The organism is Mycobacterium sp. 663a-19, assembly GCF_035616495.1.
GTDB lineage: Bacteria > Actinomycetota > Actinomycetes > Mycobacteriales > Mycobacteriaceae > Mycobacterium.
Genome location: NZ_JAPJAV010000011.1, coordinates 12522 through 26960, shown reverse-complemented (window position 1 = coordinate 26960; position 14439 = coordinate 12522). Strand labels below are relative to the sequence as shown.

Here is a 14439-nt window from a genome sequence, read left to right as displayed (position 1 = left end):
ATGGGCGTCTCATATCCCTCGCACGCTGCGTGTTTACCAGCAATGCCGAAGTCAGCGGCGTGCTACCGACGAGTAGGCGTCAAACTGTGGTGTTGGTCACTTCGGTCGGCGCGGCGCTGAGCGGCCTACGCGCTCTTGTCGCGGCGCTCGGTGCGGGACGGCTTGCGCGGCACGATCGTCGGCAGCACGTTGTCCTGCACCGTCTCCTTGGTCACCACGACCTTGGCGACGTCGTCGCGGCTCGGGATGTCGTACATCACCGGCAGCAGGACTTCCTCCATGATCGCGCGCAGCCCGCGGGCGCCGGTGCCGCGGTGGATCGCCTGATCGGCGATGGCCTCCAGCGCGTCGTCGGTGAACTCCAGCTCGACGCCGTCCATCTCGAAGAGCCGGGTGTACTGCTTCACCAAAGCGTTCTTCGGTTCGGACAGGATCTTCACCAACGACTCCATGTCCAGGTTGGTCACCGACGCGACCACCGGGAGGCGCCCGATGAACTCGGGGATCAAGCCGAACTTGATCAGGTCCTCGGGCATCACGTCGGCGAAGTGGTCGGTGGTGTCGATCTCGGCCTTGGAGCGGACCTCCGCGCCGAAGCCCAGCCCACGCTTGCCGACCCGCTCGTAGATGATCTTCTCCAGGCCGGCGAACGCCCCCGCGACGATGAAAAGCACGTTGGTGGTGTCGATCTGGATGAACTCCTGGTGCGGGTGCTTGCGCCCGCCCTGCGGGGGAACCGACGCCTGGGTGCCCTCGAGGATTTTCAGCAGGGCCTGCTGCACGCCCTCGCCGGACACGTCGCGGGTGATCGACGGGTTCTCGCTCTTGCGCGCGATCTTGTCGACCTCGTCGATGTAGATGATGCCGGTCTCGGCCCGCTTGACGTCGTAGTCGGCGGCCTGGATCAGCTTGAGCAGAATGTTCTCGACGTCCTCACCGACATATCCGGCCTCGGTCAGCGCGGTGGCGTCGGCGATGGCGAACGGCACGTTGAGCATCTTGGCGAGCGTCTGGGCCAGGTAGGTCTTGCCGCAGCCGGTGGGCCCGAGCATCAGGATGTTGGACTTGGTCAGCTCGACCGGCTCGTACCGGGAGTCGCGACCCTTCTCGCCCGCCTGGATCCGCTTGTAGTGGTTGTAAACGGCGACCGCCAGCGTTCGCTTGGCGGTGTCCTGCCCGATGACGTATCCCTCCAGGAACTCCCGGATCTCGGCGGGCTTGGGCAGTTCGTCGAGCTTGACGTCGTCGGCGTCGGCGAGTTCCTCTTCGATGATCTCGTTACACAGGTCGATGCACTCGTCGCAGATGTACACACCGGGGCCAGCAATGAGTTTCTTGACCTGCTTTTGGCTCTTCCCGCAGAACGAGCACTTCAGCAAGTCACCGCCGTCTCCGATGCGCGCCATGGTGCTTGAGTGCCTACTTCCTGTTCGCCGTCCGTCGTGCTGTGCCGCATGTAATCCCCGACGCTACCCGCTTGCTCGGGCCCCACGCGACCGTTAGCGCCGAATCGCGTCGGTGGTATTCATCTGTGTCCGTCTGAATGAAACATATAGCCCGACGGCGCCAGTCACTCGTCAAAGACGCGCACAGCGTGTCCTTGGCGTGTCGCGGTCGTTACCCGACCGAGGCTCGTACGCCCCCGAACCCGATGGCTATTGGCGGGCCACCAGGCAACCCACCCTACAGTGGCGGTGTGGGTTTGGCTGTCCAATTCGGGGGGCCCGGCGAATCCGTGTTGATCGCCGATGGCGGCCTGGCCACCGAGCTCGAAGCGCGCGGTCACGACCTGTCCGACCCGCTGTGGTCGGCGCGGCTGCTGGCCGATGACCCGCAGCAGATCGTCGCGGTGCACGCCGCGTACTTTCGCGCTGGCGCCGCGATCGCGACGACCGCCAGCTACCAGGCGTCGTTCGAAGGCTTCGCGGCCCGCGGGATCGCCCGGGACGAGGCCGCCGCGCTGCTGGGCCGCAGCGTCGAGCTCGCCAAGGCCGCGCGGGACGCCGCCGGCGGCGGGGACTTGTGGGTAGCCGCGTCGGTCGGCCCCTACGGCGCGGCGCTGGCCGACGGGTCCGAATACCGCGGCCGCTACGGCCTGTCCGTCGCGGCCCTGAGGCGCTGGCATCGTCCGCGGCTGGAGGTCCTGGCCGACGCGGGCGCGGACGTGCTCGCGCTGGAAACGGTGCCCGACGTCGACGAGGCGGAGGCTCTGGTCGACCTGGTGCGCACGCTCGGGGTGCCGGCCTGGCTCAGCTACACCATCGACGGAACTCGGACCCGCGCCGGGCAGCCGCTGGCCGACGCGTTCGCGGTGGCCGCCGGCGTCGACGAGATCGTCGCCGTCGGCGTCAATTGCTGTGCGCCCGACGACGTGCTGACCGCCATCGGGATCGCCAACGTCGGCAAGCCGATCATCGTCTACCCGAACAGCGGCGAGCGGTGGGACGGCAACACGTGGGCGGGGCCGCGCACGTTTTCCGCGCGGCGCGCCTTGGAGTGGGTGGCGGCCGGCGCCCGCATCGTCGGCGGGTGCTGCCGGGTGGGGCCGGCGGCGATCGCCGACGTCGCATCGGCTCTACGCCCAATGTGAAGCTGTTGCGAAAACTCGGCCGCGAATTCGCAACAGTTTCACGCTCGGCGATAGGCCGGGCGTCAGGCGGTCTGCGCGGACAGCTTCCGGTATTCCAAGACGGTGTCGATGATCCCGTAGTCCTTGGCGTCTTCGGCGGTCAGGATCTTGTCCCGGTCGGTGTCCTTGCGGATCACCGAGGCGTCCTTTCCGGTGTGGCGGGCCAGCGTGGTCTCCATCAGCGTGCGCATCCGCTCGATCTCGGCGGCCTGGATCTCCAGGTCGGAGAACTGGCCCTGGATGACACCCTGAAGGGACGGCTGATGGATCAGCACCCGCGCGTTGGGCAGCGCCATCCGCTTGCCCGGCGTCCCCGCCGCCAGCAGCACCGCCGCCGCCGAGGCGGCCTGACCCAGGCACACGGTCTGGATGTCGGCCCGCACGTACTGCATGGTGTCGTAGATCGCCATCAACGAGGTGAACCCGCCGCCCGGGGAGTTGATGTACATGGTGATGTCGCGATCGGGATCCAACGACTCCAGCACCAGCAGCTGCGCCATGATGTCGTTGGCCGAGGCGTCGTCGACCTGGACGCCGAGGAAGATGATGCGCTCCTCGAACAGCTTGTTGTAGGGGTTGGATTCCTTGACGCCGAAGCTGGAGTGCTCGATGAACGACGGCAGGATGTAGCGCGCCTGGGGTTGGGTTTCGGGGTTCATTGGGCTTCTCCGTTGGTGAGGTGTGCGGCGCGGGTGATGATGTGGTCGACGAAGCCGTATTCCAGGGCTTCGGCGGCGGTGAACCAGCGGTCGCGGTCGGAGTCGGTCACGATCCGCTCGACCGGCTGACCGGTGAACTCGGCGATGAGCCGGAACATCTCCTGCTTGATCAGCGTGAACTGCTCGGCCTGGATGGCGATGTCGGCCGCGCTTCCGGTCACCCCGCCCAGCGGCTGGTGCATCAGGATGCGAGCGTGCGGCAATGCGTAGCGCTTGCCCTTGGTGCCCGCGGCGAGCAGGAACTGACCCATCGAGGCGGCCATGCCCATCGCGTAGGTGGCGATATCACAGGGCGCCAGGACCATGGTGTCGTAGATCGCCATCCCGGCGCTGATCGAACCGCCGGGCGAATTGATGTACAGCGAGATGTCCTTGGCGGGGTCCTCGGCGGCGAGCAGCAGAATCTGCGCGCACAGCCGGTTGGCGACGTCGTCGTTCACCTCCGAGCCCAGGAAGATGATCCGCTCGGAGAGCAAGCGCTCATAGACCGAGTCCGTGAGGTTGAGACCCTGCGAGTTCGTACGCATGTCAGTCGCATCTCTCATTTAGGTGGCACCTGCTTCTCTCGAAAATCCGTATGCACCGACACTATCCAACCGAGCCCACGGTTTGGCGGCCACGCACCCGATAAACGGGCGCGTTCGCTCACAGCGTCATTCCGCGGCGCCGCCGGACGGCTCGGACGCCTCGTCGGCCTCCTCGCCCGCCTCGGCGACCGGGGCGCGCTTGCCGAAGAACTCGCTGGTGTCGATCGTGTTGCCGTCGGTGTCGGTGACCGTCGCCGCCTCGACCACCGCGGCGATGGCCAGCCCGCGGCGCACGTCGGCGAACATGGCCGGCAGCTGGTTGTTCTCCTGCAGATAGGCGAACAGCTGCTGCGGCTCGATTCCGTATTGCCGAGAGGTCATCACCAGTCGTTCGGTCAGGTCGTCCTGCCCGACCTGGACCTCCAGCTGGTCGGCCAGCGCGTCCAGCAGCAGCTGGCGGCGCAGGTCCGTCTCCGTGGCATCGCGCGTCTCGGCCTCGAACTCCTCGCGCGACTTGCCCTGGGTGGCGAGCACCTCGTCCAACTTGGCCTGGTCGTGGTCGAGGCCGTGCAACGCGCCGTGCATGGCGTTGTCGAACTGCGCCTGCACGACGGCCTCCGGCAGCGGCACGTCGACCTGCTCGAGCAGCGCGTCCAGCGTGGCCTCGCGGATCTGATCCGCCTGCTGGGCCCGCTTGAGCCGGCTCACCTGCTCGCGCAGGTTGGACCGCAGCTCCTCGATGGTGTCGAATTCGCTTGCCAATTGGGCGAATTCGTCGTCGGGCTCGGGCAGCTCGCGTTCCTTGACCGACCTGACGGTGACGGTGACCTGTGCGTCCTGCCCGGCGTGCTCGCCGCTCGCCAGCTTCGCGGTGAACTCCTTGGACTCGTCGACGGACATGCCGATGAGCGCCTCGTCCAGCCCCTCGATGAGCCGGCCGGAGCCGACCTCGTGCGAGAGTCCCTGCGCGGAGGCGCCCGGCACCTCCTCGCCGTCGACGGTCGCCGACAGGTCGATCGAAACGAAGTCGCCGTCGGCCACCGGCCTGTCCACCCCGGTCAGGGTGCCGAACCGGGCGCGCAGCGACTGCAGCTCGGCGTCGACGTCGTCGTCGCTGACCTCGATCGGGTCCACCGAGATCCGCAGCGCGCTCAGGTCCGGCAGGCTGAGTTGGGGACGGACGTCGACCTCGGCGGTGAACGCCAGCTCCTGGCCGTACTCCTTCTTGGTCACCTCGATGTCGGGCTGGCCGAGCGGATGGACCTCGGACTCCGCGACCGCCTGCCCGTACCGGGCGGGCAGGGCCTCGCTGACGACCTGGTCGAGCATCGCCTCCCGGCCGAACCGGGCCTCCAGCAACTTCGCCGGCGCCTTGCCGGGCCGGAATCCGGGTAGCCGCACCTGCTTGGCCAGCTCCTTGTACGCCCGCTGGAAATCGGGCTCGAGCTCGGTGAACGGCACCTCCACATTGATGCGCACCCGGGTGGGGCTCAACTGCTCGACGCTGCTCTTCACGGGGTGTGCTCCTCGGTGGTCGTTACTGGCGGTCCGGTCGGGGTGACAGGATTTGAACCTGCGGCCTTCCGCTCCCAAAGCGGATGCGCTACCAAGCTGCGCTACACCCCGCGCTGACCTCGACGATGCTACGGCCCGGCGGCGACGGCGTCGCGGCGACCTCACGACCTCACGGAGCGATAACGGACCCGCTTCGATTAGATTTGATGTTCTTCGCCAGATACAGTTTCGCTCGACTAATGAATGCGGGCGTAGCTCAATGGTAGAGCCCTAGTCTTCCAAACTAGCGACGCGGGTTCGATTCCCGTCGCCCGCTCTGCTGGGCGGCTGCTCGACAGAAAGGCGCCATGAGCGACGTCGACATACACGGCTCATGCGTCGAGGGCTTCGACGGGGTGCGCGACGCGTTCGCGCGCAACTTCGCGCAGCGACACGAGGTCGGCGCGGCAGTCGCCGTGTGGGTCGACGGCGAGCTCGTCGTCAACCTGTGGGGCGGCTCGGCCGACGCGGCCGGCGCCCGCCCGTGGCGGGAGGACACCCTCACCACGGTGCTGTCCGGCACCAAGGGCCTGTCGGCCACCTGCGTCCATCAGCTCGCGGACCGCGGCGAGTTGGACCTGCACGCGCCGGTGGCGCGCTACTGGCCCGAGTTCGCGCAGTCCGGCAAGCAAGACATCACGCTGGCCATGGTGATGGGCCACCGATCCGGCGTGATCGGGCCGCGCACCCGGATGAGTTGGGACAAGGTCGCCCACTGGGACTTCGTCTGTGAGCAGCTGGCCGCCGCCGAACCCTGGTGGGAGCCGGGCACCGCCCAGGGCTACCACATGACCACCTTCGGTTTCATCCTCGGCGAGGTATTCCGCCGGGTCACCGGTCGCACGATCGGTCAATACCTGCGCACCGAGATCGCCGAACCCATCGGCGCCGACGTGCACATCGGCTTGTCCCCCGCCGAACAGCGCCGGTGTGCCGAACGGGTCAACAAGCCGCATGCGCGGGATCTGTTGGCCGACGTGCAGGCCCCCGGCTACCCGACCAGCCTGGCCGAACACCCCAAGGCGGGGTTGTCGGTCTCGATGGGATTCGCGCCCGACGACGAACTCGGCTCCAACGACCTGCAGTTGTGGCGAGAGCTCGAGTTTCCCGGCACCAACGGTCAGGTGTCGGCGCTGGGATTGGCGACGTTCTACAACGCGCTGGCCCAGGAGAAGCTGCTCAGCCGGGAGCACATGGACAAGGTCCGCGTGTGCCAGGGCGGCGACGAGACCGACCTGGTGCTCGGGCCCCGGGTCGCCGATCACGGGTGGGGCCTGGGCTACATGCTCAACCGGCGCGGCATCAACGGGCCCAACCGGCGGATCTTCGGCCATGGCGGGCTGGGCGGCTCATTCGGGTTCGTCGACCTGGAACACCGCATCGGCTACGCGTATGTGGCGAACCGCTTCGACGCCACCAAGTCCAACGCGGACCCCCGCAGCCTGGCGCTCAGCAACGAGGTCTACGCCGCGCTGGGAGTGACGTCGGGCTGACGCCGGGGCCGGCCCGTCGCCCGGGGACGGCGTCCTCTGGATTTGCTGTGCGCCGCGACGTACATTTGCGCTCTGCACCGCTTATAAGAGGCCCGCGAGGCTGAGGATGACAACGAATCGGCCAGGAAGCACCGTCGTCGACGTCGACATTCAGGGCTCGTGTGCGGCGCGATTCGAGCGGGTTCGCGAGGCGTTCGCACAGAACTTTGCGGTGCGCGACGAGGTCGGCGCCGCGGTCGCGGTCTACGTGGACGGAGATCTCGTCGTCGACCTGTGGGGCGGTTGGGCCGACGCCGCCCGCTCTCGGCCATGGCGGCGGGACACGCTGGCCGCCCTGCTCTCCGCCACCAAGGGGCTGACGAGCACGTGCGTGCACCAGCTCGTCGAGCGCGGTGAGCTCGACCTGTATGCGCCGGTGGCCCGCTACTGGCCCGAGTTCGGGCAGGCGGGCAAAGAGGCCATCACCATCGCGATGGTGATGAGTCACCGGTCGGGGGTGATCGGCCCGCGTGCCCGGCTGACCTGGCAACAAGTCGCCGACTGGGATCTGGTCTGCGAGCGGCTGGCCGCCGCGGAACCGTGGTGGGAGCCGGGCACCGCCCAGGGCTACCACGCGGTCACCTTCGGATTCATCCTCGGCGAGGTGGTCCGCCGTGCCACCGGCCGCACGATCGGCCAGTACCTGCGCACCGAAATCGCCGAGCCGCTGGGTATCGACGTGCACATCGGCCTGCCCGTCAGCGAGCACCGCCGCTGCGCCGAGATGGTGAACCAGTTCCAGTTCCACAAAACGCTGATCGACGCCCAGGCTCCCGCCGGCTCCCCCGTTTCGCTGGCCGACCATCCGAAGGCGGGCGTCGCCGTCGCACTGGGCTTGGGGTTCGTGCCGGATGAGGCGCTGCGCGCCAACGACATGCGGTTGTGGCGGGAGATCGAGCTCCCCGCCAGCAACGCGCACGTGTCGGCGCTGGGACTGGCGGGCTTCTACAACGCGCTCGCGCAGGAGCGGCTGCTCAGCCGCCGCCACATGGACCTGATCCGCACATCGCAGGGTGGCTTCGAGCGGGACCTGGTGCTGGGTTCCCGGGTCGCAGACCACGGCTGGGGTCTGGGCTACATGCTCAACCAGCGCCGCGTCGTCGGACCAAACCCGCGCATCTTCGGCCACGGCGGCTCGGGCGGCGCGTTCGGATTCGTCGACCTGGAACACCGGATCGGTTACGCCTACGTGATGGATTACTACGACATGACCCAGGCCAATGCCGACCCGCGCAGCGTCGCCCTCATCGACGAGGTCTACGCCGCGCTGGGAGTTCACGTCTGACAGGTGGGGCACCAGAACACGTTTCGGCCCTCCAGGACTGCGGTGCGGACCGGGTCCCCGCACACCCGGCACGCCTCGCCGGCGCGCCGGTACACGTACGTCCGCGGCCGCCCGGGCCCGTACGACGGCGGACCGTGATCGTGTTCGGGTCGCACCACGATGATCTTGCCGCGGCGCAGGCCCACCCTCATCAGTGCCACCAGATCGGTCCACGCCGCGTCGAACTCGGCGTCGCCGATCTTCTGGCCGGGCCGGAACGGGTCGATGCCGTGCCGGAACAGCAACTCGCTGCGGTACACGTTCCCGACGCCGGCGATCACCGTCTGGTCCATTAGCAGCGCGCCAATCGGCCTGCGCGACTTGGTAATCCGGGCCCATGCCCAGGCCGGGTCGGCGTCGGCGCGCAGCGGGTCGGGCCCGAGCCTGGCCAGCACGTCGGAGACCTGTGCCTCGTCGATGACCTCGCACACCGTCGGGCCGCGCAGGTCGGTGCCGTAGCCGGCGCCGACCATCCGCATCCGCACCTGCCCCACCGCTTCCGGAAGCGTGCCGTCGCCAGGGCGTTCCCATTCGGTGAAGGTGCCGTAGAGGCCGAGATGCACGTGCACGATGGGGCCGCCGGCGTAGTGGTGAAACAGGTGCTTGCCCCACGCGCTGGCGCGGCGCAGCACCCGGCCGTCCACCGCGGCCGAATCGGCGAACCGGCCCTGCGGGCTGGACACCGCCACCGGCGCGTCGCGGAATCGGCGCTGATGCAGCCGGGCCAGCCGGTGCAGGGTATGCCCCTCGGGCACGGGACGCCCTAGGCCTGGGCGCCGGGCACCGGCGGCGCCTGATGCGTGCGTTCGTACTCGGCGAGGATGTCGATACGCCGTTGGTGGCGTTCGGCTTTCGACCACCGCGCGGTGAGGAAGGCGTCCACGATGGACAACGCCTCGTCGACGGTGTGCATGCGGCCGCCGATGCCGATCAGCTGCGCGTCGTTGTGTTCCCGCGCCAGCGTCGCGGTCTCGACGCTCCACGCCAGCGCGCAGCGGGCCCCGGGGACCTTGTTGGCCGCGATCTGCTCGCCGTTGCCCGAGCCGCCCAGCACGATGCCCAGGCTGTCCGGGTCGGCCACCGTGCGCGTCGCGGCGGCGATGCAGAACGCCGGGTAGTCGTCGTCGGGGTCGTAACCGAAGGCGCCGCAGTCGATCGGCTCGTGCCCGGTCTTCTCGAGGTGCTCGACGATCTGCTGCTTGAGCTCGTATCCCGCGTGGTCAGAGCCGAGGTAGACGCGCATGCCCGCAATCCTTACACAGCCGCGGGCCGCCGAGGCTAGTCGAATTCCGGCTTCTCGGTGCGGGTCCGCTTGAGCTCGAAGAAGTGTGGGTAGGAGGCGAAGGTCACCGACGCGTCCCAGAGCTTGCCGGCCTCCTCGCCGCGCGGGATCTTCGACAGGACCGGACCGAAGAATGCCACCCCGTTGACGTGGATGGTCGGCGTGCCGACATCGTCACCGACGGCGTCCATCCCGGCGTGATGGCTCTTGCGCAGCGCGTCGTCGTAGGCGTCGCTGTCCGCGGCCTTGGCCAGCTCCGCGGGCAGCCCGGCGTCGGCGAGCGACAACCTGATGACCTCCTCGAGGTCCTTGTTGTCCTCGTTGTGAATCCGGGTGCCCATCGCGGTGTACAGCGGGTCCAAAACGCCCGCCCCGTGGGCCTGCTCGGCGGCGATCGCCACCCGCACCGGCCCCCACGCATGCTTCATCAACTCGCGATATTTGTCCGGCAGGCCTTCGCGGTTTTCGTTGAGTATCGCCAGGCTCATGACGTGGAAGTTCACCTCGATGTCGCGGACCTTCTCCACCTCGAGGATCCAGCGCGACGTGATCCAGCACCACGGACACAGTGGGTCGAACCAGAAATCGGCTTGGTTTTTCACGGGGGCTTTCTCGGGCATTGCCAGTCCTCTCGTCAACGGCACCGTTGAGCACAACCGTAGACGGCGCACGCCTGTTCCCGCCCTGCGGCGCCGGTCCCGCACGCTCTAAGTTGGACGCGTGGCCCTTCCTAACCTCACCAGGGACCAGGCCGTCGAACGCGCCGCCCTGATCACCGTCGACAGCTACCGGATCAACCTCGATCTCACCGACGGCGACCGCACGTTCCGGTCCACCACCACCGTGGTGTTCGACGCGCTGGCCGGCGCCGACACGTTCATCGACATCGCCGCCGACGCCATCCACAGCGCCACCCTCAACGGCCGCGAGCTCGACGTCTCGAGCTACGACGAATCGACCGGCATCCCGCTGGCCGGGCTGGCCGACCGCAACGTCGTGGTCGTCGACGCGCACTGCCGCTACTCCAACACCGGCGAGGGGCTGCACCGCTTCGTCGACCCCGTGGACGACGAGACATACCTGTATTCGCAATTCGAAACCGCCGACGCCAAGCGCATGTTCGCCTGCTTCGACCAGCCCGACCTCAAGGCGACGTTCGCCATCCAGGTGAGGGCGCCCAGGCACTGGAGGGTGATCTCCAACGGCGCGACCGTGTCGGTGCAAGACTTCGACAAGCACGGGGTGCACACCTTCGCCACCACCCCGCGGATGAGCACGTATCTGGTGGCGTTGATCGCCGGGCCGTACGCCGAGTGGAAAGACACCTACACCGACGAACACGGCGATATCCCGCTGGGCATCTACTGCCGGGCCTCGCTGGCGCAGTACATGGACGCCGAGCAGCTGTTCACCCAGACCAAACAGGGCTTCGGCTTCTACCACCGAAACTTCGGGCTGCCGTACGCGTTCGGCAAGTACGACCAGTTGTTCGTGCCCGAATTCAACGCCGGCGCAATGGAAAACGCCGGCGCGGTGACGTTCCTGGAGGACTACGTCTTTCGCAGCAAGGTCACCCGCGCGTCCTACGAGCGGCGCGCCGAGACGGTGCTGCACGAGATGGCGCACATGTGGTTCGGCGACCTGGTCACCATGAGGTGGTGGGACGACCTGTGGCTGAACGAGTCGTTCGCGACGTTCGCGTCGGTGCTCTGCCAAAGCGAGGCAACCGAATTCACCGAGGCCTGGACGACGTTCGCCACCGTCGAGAAGTCCTGGGCTTACCGCCAAGACCAGCTGCCGTCGACGCACCCGATCGCCGCGGACATCCCCGACCTGGCCGCCGTCGAGGTGAACTTCGACGGAATCACCTACGCCAAGGGCGCTTCGGTGCTGAAGCAGCTGGTTGCCTACGTCGGGCTGGAGCAGTTCCTGGCCGGCCTGCGCGACTACTTCCGCGCCCACGCATACGGCAACGCCACGTTCGACGACCTGCTGGCCGCGCTGGAGAAGGCGTCCGGCCGCGACCTGTCGGACTGGGGCCGGCAGTGGCTGAAAACCACCGGGCTCAACACGCTTTCGGCGGATTTCGACGTCGACGACGACGGCCCCGACGGCAGGTTCACCCGGTTCGTGGTGCGCCAGGGCGGCGCCGCGCCCGGTGCGGGCGAGACGCGGGTGCACCGGCTGGCGATCGGTATCTACGACGACTCGGTCGACGATGGCGCCGGCAAGCTGGTGCGGGTGCACCGCGAGGAACTCGACGTCGAGGGCCCGGAGACGGAAGTCCCTGCGCTGGTTGGTGTTTCGCGCGGCAAGTTGGTTCTGGTCAACGACGACGACCTGACCTACTGCTCGGTGCGGCTGGACGCGCAGTCGCTGCGGACGGCGCTGGACCGGATCGCCGACATCACCGAGGCGCTGCCGCGCACGCTGGTGTGGTCGGCGGCCTGGGAGATGACCCGCGAGGCCGAGCTGAGGGCCCGTGACTTCGTGGCGCTGGTGTCGCGCGGCGTGCACGCCGAAACCGAGGTCGCTGTGTTGCAGCGGCTGCTGATGCAGGCCCAGACGGCGCTGGGCTCCTACGCCGAGCCGGCCTGGGCCCGCGAGCATGGCTGGCCGCAGTTCGCGGACCGGCTGCTGGAGTTGGCCCGCGGCGCGGAGCCCGGATCGGATCGGCAGCTCGCGTTCCTCAACGCGCTGTGCGCGTCGGTGCTGTCGCCCCGGCACGTCGAGGTGCTGGCCGGCCTGCTCGACCGGGAACCCGCCGAATTGGGGTTGGCCGGCCTGCAGATCGACACCGACCTGCGCTGGCGCATCGTGACCGCGCTGGCCACCGCCGGCGCGGTCGACGCCGACGGCCCGGCGACGCCGTTCATCGACGCCGAGGTGCAGCGCGACCCGACCGCGGCCGGCAAGCGCCACGGCGCGCAGGCAGCCGCGGCCCGGCCGCAGCTGCCCGTCAAGGAGGAGGCGTTCACCACGGTGGTCGAGGACGACACCCTGCCCAACGTCACCGCCCGATCGATAATCGCGGGCTTCGCGTCGCCGGGGCAGCAGGAGCTGCTCAAGCCGTTCACCGAGCGCTACTTCGAGGCCATCCCCGGCGTCTGGGCGCGACGGTCCAGCGAGGTCGCCCAGACCGTGGTGGTCGGGCTGTACCCGGGTTGGGACATCAGCGACGACGGCGTCGCGGCCGCCGACCGGTTCCTGCAGGCCCCGGAGTCCGAGGTGCCGCCCGCGTTGCGCCGGCTGGTGCTGGAGGGCCAGGCGGGGGTGAAGCGGTCGCTGAGGGCCCGCCGCTTCGACAGTTCCTGATTGACGCCCCCCGATCGAGGCGCGAGCGCGCTCATTTGTACGCCGACACGCCGTGTTACACGGCATTTTGGGGACGCTCGCGGGGCTAGGCCGGCGAGATCCCGGAGCTGAGCACGCGGATCGCGCTGACCAGCCCGTCGACCAGGTCGCCCTGCTGGAACGCCGAGGCGGCGGCGGCAACCCCCAGCGGCGCGGCCGACTCGGCGCCGCGCCCGCGCACCTGCGCGCCGTAGACGACCTCGATGGCGGACTGGTTCGGCGAGACCGCGAGCAACACCGCGTTGTTGGGCGTGGGCACCCGGGCCAGGATTTCGCGGGCCCGCGCGGCGGTGTCGCTGCCCAGGTCGCCGAGGTAGATGGCGAACCGCGCCATGGATGACCGCGAGGCGTATTTCAGCGCGTCGTCGATGGCGACGAGGTCCTTGATCGGGAAGGGGTAGTGCACCGACACGTCCCCGGGCTCGGTGACCCCCGAGATGCGTCCGCTGGTGGTGATCACCGAGCCCTTGGGCAGCTCGGCGGGCTCGACCGTCGCTACCTCACCACGTGCCACTGGCGCCACCCCCGACCGAGAACTCCGACGTGCCGTGCCCGCCGTGCTCGCCGCCGACGGCTTCGTCGGTGGCCGCCCACAGGATGGGCGGATGGGTCCACGGCTCCGACATCTTGTAGGTCGCCGGGTGCGGCCCCTTGTGCGACCAGATCAGTCCCGCAAGCACGACCACGATCAACAACGGGATGCCGACGAACAACAGGTGGATCTGCACAACGCTCACGACGCAAACCGTATCCCACCGCGCGGCGAACACACGCACTCAGGACCCGAGTCGTCCTCAGGCGGCGCCTTCACCGAGGTATCGGGCCCAGGCGGGATCCAATTCCTTGACGGTGGACAGCAGTCGCCAGTGCTGTCCCGTCGGGGGCAGCGGCGCGCGCCGCAGCGCCCAGCCCAGCTCGGTGAGCAGCTTGTCGCCCTTGCGGTGGTTGCAGGTCGAGCAGCACGCGACGCAGTTCTCCCACGAGTGGTCACCGCCGCGGCTGCGGGGCACCACATGGTCGACGGTGTCGGCCTTCGCGCCGCAATAGGCGCAGCAGAACCGGTCGCGGTGCATGAGCGCGGCGCGGGTCATCGGGACGCGGGCGCGGTAGGGCACCCGCACATACTTGCGCAGCTGGATCACTGACGGCACCACGATCGACCTGGTCGCCGAGTGGATGACCGGCCCGGCCGGATCGTCGTGCACCACGTCGGCCTTGCCGCAGATCACCATGACGATCGCCCGCCGCATCGGCAGCGCGGTCAGCGGCTCGTAGGTGGAATTCAGCAGCAGCACCCGCCGGCGGCTCCAGATCGACGCGCTCTCGTGGCGGGTCGGCGCGTGGGTGTCGACGCTGTGCAGGCATGGCGCTGTTACGGGCCCGGTTAGCCCTGCCGCGGCACCGGAACTTCGGTGGCTGCGGCGTCTCTTGCGCTGCGCCATAGATCCTCCGCGGAACAGTCCACCATGATTCGCCGCCAATCGCACGTCTCTTGCAGGTGAACGCCGTGTCGATCCG

14 protein-coding genes and 2 tRNA genes are annotated in these 14439 nt (G+C 68.5%); 5 read left to right on the top strand and 11 right to left on the bottom strand.

What is annotated here, in order from left to right; genetic code table 11:
• Nucleotides 1-125: 125 nt before the first annotated feature.
• Entirely contained in the window at nucleotides 126-1406 is a 1281-nt protein-coding gene (clpX, locus tag OQ968_RS19070; protein WP_324680714.1) for an ATP-dependent Clp protease ATP-binding subunit ClpX, read from the bottom strand.
• Between the two features lie 290 nt (nucleotides 1407-1696).
• Here clpX and mmuM point away from each other — a divergent pair, with 290 nt between their 5' ends.
• Complete coding sequence (gene mmuM, locus OQ968_RS19065) at nucleotides 1697-2590, top strand: homocysteine S-methyltransferase (protein ID WP_324680712.1); 894 nt, start codon at nucleotides 1697-1699, stop codon at nucleotides 2588-2590.
• Between the two features lie 62 nt (nucleotides 2591-2652).
• On the opposite strand, the gene clpP2 is transcribed toward mmuM, so the two are convergent.
• The 4 genes from clpP2 to OQ968_RS19045 all read right to left on the bottom strand — a co-directional run bounded on the left by clpP2 (nucleotide 2653) and on the right by OQ968_RS19045 (nucleotide 5501).
• A complete protein-coding gene (clpP2, locus tag OQ968_RS19060) occupies nucleotides 2653-3288 on the bottom strand; it encodes an ATP-dependent CLP protease proteolytic subunit ClpP2 (RefSeq protein WP_324680710.1) in 636 nt (211 codons plus the stop codon).
• A complete protein-coding gene (locus tag OQ968_RS19055; RefSeq protein ID WP_324680708.1) occupies nucleotides 3285-3893 on the bottom strand; it encodes an ATP-dependent Clp protease proteolytic subunit in 609 nt (202 codons plus the stop codon). Before OQ968_RS19055 ends, clpP2 begins: the two co-directional genes overlap by 4 nt.
• A gap of 108 nt (nucleotides 3894-4001) precedes the next feature.
• Nucleotides 4002-5390 carry a trigger factor gene (tig, locus tag OQ968_RS19050; protein ID WP_324680706.1) on the bottom strand — a complete coding sequence of 463 codons (1389 nt, stop codon included), beginning with the start codon at nucleotides 5388-5390 and terminating at the stop codon, nucleotides 4002-4004.
• A gap of 37 nt (nucleotides 5391-5427) precedes the next feature.
• Nucleotides 5428-5501: transfer RNA gene (locus OQ968_RS19045), tRNA-Pro, on the bottom strand.
• Nucleotides 5502-5635: 134 nt separating this feature from the next.
• Here OQ968_RS19045 and OQ968_RS19040 point away from each other — a divergent pair.
• The 3 genes from OQ968_RS19040 (at nucleotide 5636) to OQ968_RS19030 (ending at nucleotide 8246) form a co-directional block, all read left to right on the top strand.
• Nucleotides 5636-5706: transfer RNA gene (locus tag OQ968_RS19040), tRNA-Gly, on the top strand.
• A gap of 31 nt (nucleotides 5707-5737) precedes the next feature.
• Entirely contained in the window at nucleotides 5738-6922 is a 1185-nt protein-coding gene (locus OQ968_RS19035; protein WP_324680704.1) for a serine hydrolase domain-containing protein, read from the top strand.
• A 106-nt stretch (nucleotides 6923-7028) separates the two neighbouring features.
• Nucleotides 7029-8246: a serine hydrolase domain-containing protein gene (locus tag OQ968_RS19030; RefSeq protein WP_324680702.1), complete on the top strand. Its 1218-nt coding sequence runs from the start codon at nucleotides 7029-7031 to the stop codon at nucleotides 8244-8246.
• Here the strand turns inward: OQ968_RS19030 and OQ968_RS19025 are convergent.
• Genes OQ968_RS19025 through OQ968_RS19015 form a run of 3 tightly spaced genes read right to left on the bottom strand, consistent with a single transcriptional unit; the run spans nucleotide 8237 to nucleotide 10187 of the window.
• The gene (locus tag OQ968_RS19025; protein WP_324680700.1) at nucleotides 8237-9040 is read right to left on the bottom strand and encodes an Fpg/Nei family DNA glycosylase; all 804 of its coding nucleotides are present in this window, start codon (nucleotides 9038-9040) and stop codon (nucleotides 8237-8239) included. The genes OQ968_RS19030 and OQ968_RS19025 overlap by 10 nt on opposite strands.
• 8 nt (nucleotides 9041-9048) lie before the next feature.
• The gene (locus tag OQ968_RS19020) at nucleotides 9049-9528 is read right to left on the bottom strand and encodes a ribose-5-phosphate isomerase (protein WP_324680698.1); all 480 of its coding nucleotides are present in this window, start codon (nucleotides 9526-9528) and stop codon (nucleotides 9049-9051) included.
• A gap of 35 nt (nucleotides 9529-9563) precedes the next feature.
• Nucleotides 9564-10187 (bottom strand): Rv2466c family mycothiol-dependent reductase, encoded by a 624-nt coding sequence (locus OQ968_RS19015; RefSeq protein ID WP_324680696.1) that lies wholly within the window; start codon nucleotides 10185-10187, stop codon nucleotides 9564-9566.
• Between the two features lie 100 nt (nucleotides 10188-10287).
• Between OQ968_RS19015 and pepN the strand changes: the two genes are divergently transcribed.
• Entirely contained in the window at nucleotides 10288-12882 is a 2595-nt protein-coding gene (pepN, locus tag OQ968_RS19010) for an aminopeptidase N (protein ID WP_324680694.1), read from the top strand.
• Nucleotides 12883-12967: 85 nt separating this feature from the next.
• On the opposite strand, the gene OQ968_RS19005 is transcribed toward pepN, so the two are convergent.
• The 3 genes from OQ968_RS19005 to OQ968_RS18995 all read right to left on the bottom strand — a co-directional run bounded on the left by OQ968_RS19005 (nucleotide 12968) and on the right by OQ968_RS18995 (nucleotide 14363).
• On the bottom strand, nucleotides 12968-13435 hold the full coding sequence (locus OQ968_RS19005; RefSeq protein ID WP_324680693.1) for a DUF5130 domain-containing protein: 468 nt from the start codon (nucleotides 13433-13435) through the stop codon (nucleotides 12968-12970).
• Entirely contained in the window at nucleotides 13422-13649 is a 228-nt protein-coding gene (locus OQ968_RS19000) for a hypothetical protein (RefSeq protein ID WP_324680965.1), read from the bottom strand. Before OQ968_RS19000 ends, OQ968_RS19005 begins: the two co-directional genes overlap by 14 nt.
• Before the next feature lie 66 nt (nucleotides 13650-13715).
• Complete coding sequence (locus OQ968_RS18995; RefSeq protein WP_324680692.1) at nucleotides 13716-14363, bottom strand: HNH endonuclease; 648 nt, start codon at nucleotides 14361-14363, stop codon at nucleotides 13716-13718.
• Between the last annotated feature and the right edge of the window lie 76 nt (nucleotides 14364-14439).

Coding starts and splice junctions, on each gene's coding strand:
- clpX (WP_324680714.1), bottom strand. CDS start 1,406: ATGGCGCGCATCGGAGACGGCGGTGACTTGCTGAAGTGCTCGTTCTGC.
- clpP2 (WP_324680710.1), bottom strand. CDS start 3,288: ATGAACCCCGAAACCCAACCCCAGGCGCGCTACATCCTGCCGTCGTTC.
- OQ968_RS19055 (WP_324680708.1), bottom strand. CDS start 3,893: ATGAGAGATGCGACTGACATGCGTACGAACTCGCAGGGTCTCAACCTC.
- OQ968_RS19035 (WP_324680704.1), top strand. CDS start 5,738: ATGAGCGACGTCGACATACACGGCTCATGCGTCGAGGGCTTCGACGGG.
- OQ968_RS19030 (WP_324680702.1), top strand. CDS start 7,029: ATGACAACGAATCGGCCAGGAAGCACCGTCGTCGACGTCGACATTCAG.
- OQ968_RS19020 (WP_324680698.1), bottom strand. CDS start 9,528: ATGCGCGTCTACCTCGGCTCTGACCACGCGGGATACGAGCTCAAGCAG.
- OQ968_RS19015 (WP_324680696.1), bottom strand. CDS start 10,187: ATGCCCGAGAAAGCCCCCGTGAAAAACCAAGCCGATTTCTGGTTCGAC.
- OQ968_RS18995 (WP_324680692.1), bottom strand. CDS start 14,363: ATGGCGCAGCGCAAGAGACGCCGCAGCCACCGAAGTTCCGGTGCCGCG.